This is a genomic window from Kineococcus vitellinus, from assembly GCF_009906315.1.
Lineage (GTDB): Bacteria > Actinomycetota > Actinomycetes > Actinomycetales > Kineococcaceae > Kineococcus > Kineococcus vitellinus.
The window spans coordinates 1-4,039 of sequence record NZ_JAAALL010000356.1; the positions used below are offsets into that span (position 1 = coordinate 1).

Below are 4,039 nucleotides of genomic sequence, written 5' to 3' on the forward strand. Positions count from 1 at the left end.
CCGCGAACCCACCCCACCGCGAACCCGAGACCCGGAGGACCCACCGCATGCCACCCACCTGGCAGGCCGCCATGATCGCCGCCGACGACGTCGAGCAGGCACCGCTGCTGCGCACCCGCTTCACCCTCGAACCCGGGCACGGGCAGGTGGCCTCCGCCGTCCTGCACGTCAGCGCCCTGGGCGTGGTGGAACCCTGGCTGGACGGCGAGCGCGTCGGCGACGACGTGCTGAGCCCCGGCTGGAGCAGCTACGAGTGGCGGCTGCGCCACCGCAGCCACGACGTCACCGCCGCCGTCGGCGCGAGCGGCGGGCCGGACGGTGAGCACGTGCTCGGCCTGGCGCTCGGCAACGGCTGGGCCCGCGGGCGGCTGGCCTGGGGCGGCGGCTCGGGCTACTACGCGCAGGAACCCGGCGGCCTCGCGCAGCTGGAGGTCACCTTCGCCGACGGGCACACCCAGGTGGTCGCCACCGACACCACCTGGCGCTCGCACGCCTCCGCCGTCACCGCCGACGACCTCTACGACGGGCAGAGCATCGACGCCCGCCTGCACGACCCCGCCTGGGCCAGCGCCGCCTCCGGCGACGAGGGCTGGGGCGGGGTGCACGCGCTCGAGTTCGACACCGCCCGCCTCACCGAGCACGTCGGGCCCCCCGTGCGCCGCCAGGAGGTCCTGCCGGCCCGGGAGGTGTGGACCTCACCGGCGGGCAAGACCCTCGTCGACTTCGGGCAGAACCTCGTCGGCTGGATCCGCTTCACCGTCACCGGCGAGGCCGGGCAGACGATCACCCTGCGCCACGCGGAGGTCCTCGAGCACGGCGAGCTGGGCACCCGCCCGCTGCGCAGCGCCGAGGCCACCGACACCTTCGTCCTCTCCGGGGGCGAGGACTCCTTCGAGCCCACGTTCACCTTCCACGGCTTCCGCTACGCCGAGGTCGAGGGCTGGCCCGGCGAGCTGCGCCCGCAGGACCTCGAAGCCGTCGTCGTGCACTCCGAGCTCACCCGCACCGGCGAGTTCGAGTGCTCCCACGAGCTCGTCAACCAGCTGCACCGCAACGTCGTGTGGGGCACCAGGGGCAACTTCCTGGACGTGCCCACCGACTGCCCGCAGCGCGACGAGCGGCTGGGCTGGACCGGCGACCTGGCCGTCTTCGGCCCCAGCGCCGCCTACCTGTACGACGTGAGCGACTTCCTGCGCGACTGGCTGCGCGACCTCGACGCCGAGCAGGCGCACGACGACGGGATCGTCCCCTACGTCGTGCCCAACGTGCTGAAGTGGGTGCCGATCAGGGAGCAGCGGGGCAAGCCGGACTCGACGTCCTTCTGGTCCGACGTGGCCGCCTGGCTGCCGTGGACGCTCTACCAGGCCTACGGAGACCGCGAGGCCCTCGCCGAGGCCTACCCGGCCGCGGCCGCGCACGTGCGCCACGTCGCGGGCCTGCTCTCGCCCACCGGGCTGTGGGACACCGGCTTCCAGTTCGCCGACTGGCTGGACCCCGACGCCCCGCCGGACGACCCGGCCGCGGCCAAGGCCGACAAGGGCGTGGTCTCCACCGCCGCGGCCCACCGCAGCGCGCGCACCACCGCCGACATCGCCCGGGTGCTGGGCCGCGAGGACGACGCCGCGGAGTTCGACGCGCTCGCCGAGCGGGTGCGGGCGGCGTTCCTGGAGCACTACGTCGAGGCCGACGGCACCGTGCGCTCGGACTGCGCGACGGTGTACGCGCTGGCCATCGAGTTCGGCCTGCTGGCCGGCGAGCAGCGCGAGCGGGCGGGGGAGCGGCTGGCGGAGCTGGTGGCCAAGGCCGGCTACCGCGTCTCCACCGGCTTCGCGGGCACCCCCTACGTCACCGACGCCCTGACCTCCACCGGGCACCTGGAGGACGCCTACCGGCTGCTGCTGGAGGAGGGCTGCCCCTCCTGGCTGTACCCGGTGACGATGGGCGCCACGACGATCTGGGAGCGCTGGGACTCGATGCTGCCCGACGGCACCATCAACCCCGGGCAGATGACCTCCTTCAACCACTACGCGCTGGGCGCGGTGGCCGACTGGATGCACCGCGTCGTGGTCGGCATCGCCCCGGCCGAACCCGGCTACGCCCGCGCGCTCATCGCCCCGCAGCCGGGTGGCGGGCTGACCTGGGCGAAGGGTGCGCTGCAGACCCCGCACGGGCGGCTGGCGGTCTCCTGGCGCCTGGAGGACGGCGCCTTCTCCGCCGACGTCACCGTCCCCGAGGGCACCAGCGCGCTGCTGCGCCTGCCCGACGGCTCCGAGCGGGAGCTGACCGCGGGGGAGCACGCCGTCCGCGCCTGACGCGCGGTCGACGCGCGGTCGACGCGCGGCCGGCCCACCCCGGTGGGGCGGTCCCCCGCTGCCCTAGCGTGGCGCGGGTGGACCGCCTCACCGCCTTCGTCTCCGGCGCCGTGCAGGGCGTCGGGTTCCGCTGGTGGACGCGCGCGCAGGCCCTGGAGCTGGGGCTGGCGGGCAGCGCCACCAACAAGGCCGACGGCCGCGTCGAGGTCGTCGCCGAGGGCCCGCGCCCCGCGCTGGAGGACCTGCTCGCCCGGCTGGGCGAGCAGCCCTCCGCCCGCGCGCGCCCCGGGCGGGTCGACGCGGTCGTCGAGCTGTGGAGCACCGCCCGCGGCGCGCGGGGCTTCCGCTCGCGCTGAGCCGCGGGGCGGCCGCTCAGCCGCCCTCGGCGGGCCGGGCGGTCCCCGCGCCCCGCGCCTGCTCGGCCGCGCGGGCCCGCAGCGCCGGGCGGGCCACCCCGAACAGCGCCGCCGCCGCCGCGGCCGCGCACACCAGCACCACCACCGCCATCGGCACCGCCGTGCCCTCCCCGCCCAGGCCGACGAGCGGGGAGACCAGCGCGCCCACGCCGAACTGCAGCGCGCCCTGCAGCGCCGAGCCCGTGCCCGAGGCGAAGCGCACCTCGTCGGCCGCCAGCGCCGTGGCGTTGCCGAAGCTCAGCCCCGCGCCGTAGACGAGCAGCCACAGCAGCACCAGCACCCCCGGCGCCCAGGCGTCCGCGAGCACGACCACCACGAGCAGCGCCGCCGCGCTGCCCAGCTGCAGCAGCACCCCGGCGGCCAGCACCTGCGAGGGCGAGCGGCGGCGCAGCAGCCGCGCCGACGTCGCCCCGCCCGCGACGATGCCGCAGGCGTTGAGGGTGAAGACGAGCGAGTACGTGCCCGTCGACAGCCCCACGACGTGCTGCAGCACGAACGGCGAGGCCGACACGTAGGCGAACAGGGCGGCGAAGACGGCGACCAGGGTCGCCACGTGCCCCACGTAGCCGCGGCGCGCGAGCACCGCGCGCACCGAGGCGGCCACGGCGCGCGCCCCGCCGTCGTGGCGGCGCTCCGGCGGCAGCGTCTCGCGCACCAGCAGCGCGGAGGCCAGCACGAGCAGCGCGGCCACGGCCGCGCCCACCGCGAAGGTGCCGCGCCAGCCCACCGGCCCCGCGAGCACGCCGCCCAGCAGCGGCGCCAGCACCGGCGCCACGCCCTGGACGACGCCGAAGATCGCGAAGGCGCGCGCGGCGGCCCGCCCGCTCGCCAGGTCGGCGATGACGGCCCGGCCGATGACCATCCCCGCGGCCCCCGCGAAGCCCTGCACGAAGCGGGCCGCCAGCAGCAGCTCGATCGAGGGCGCCAGCGCGCACGCCACCCCGGCCAGGCACGTCACGGCCGTGCCGGCCAGCAGCAGCCCGCGGCGGCCCAGGCGGTCCGAGGCCGGCCCCAGCACCAGCTGGCCCACCGCCATCCCGACCATGAACGTCGTCAGCGTCAGCTGCACGCTGGAGGCGCTCGTCGACAGGTCGTCCGCCAGCCGGGGCAGCGTCGGCAGGTACGTGTCGATGGCCAGCGGCCCGATCGCGCACAGCAGCGCCAGGCACACCAGCAGCCGCAGCGGGACCTCGCCGCCGGGCGCGCCGGGCGCGGTGCCCGGACCGGCCAGCGGCGAGGGGGCGGTGCGGGGGACCGGCAGGGGCGAGCGCGGGGACGAGCTCTGCGACGAGCTCTGCGACGGGCGCGGGG

The 4,039-nt window shown here is 76.9% G+C and carries 3 protein-coding genes; 2 read left to right on the plus strand and 1 reads right to left on the minus strand.

The window, feature by feature from the left end; translation table 11 throughout:
- Positions 1 to 47 precede the first annotated feature (47 nt).
- Together GTQ99_RS20695 and GTQ99_RS20700 are read left to right on the plus strand one after the other, a co-directional pair.
- Positions 48 to 2,312 carry a family 78 glycoside hydrolase catalytic domain gene (locus GTQ99_RS20695; RefSeq protein WP_166617585.1) on the plus strand — a complete coding sequence of 755 codons (2,265 nt, stop codon included), beginning with the start codon at positions 48 to 50 and terminating at the stop codon, positions 2,310 to 2,312.
- Between the two features lie 77 nt (positions 2,313 to 2,389).
- Positions 2,390 to 2,668: an acylphosphatase gene (locus tag GTQ99_RS20700; protein ID WP_166617586.1), complete on the plus strand. Its 279-nt coding sequence runs from the start codon at positions 2,390 to 2,392 to the stop codon at positions 2,666 to 2,668.
- A 16-nt stretch (positions 2,669 to 2,684) separates the two neighbouring features.
- Here GTQ99_RS20700 and GTQ99_RS20705 read toward each other — a convergent pair.
- Positions 2,685 to 4,039: multidrug effflux MFS transporter (locus GTQ99_RS20705; protein ID WP_240897865.1), on the minus strand; the 1,355-nt coding region annotated here is incomplete at its 5' end.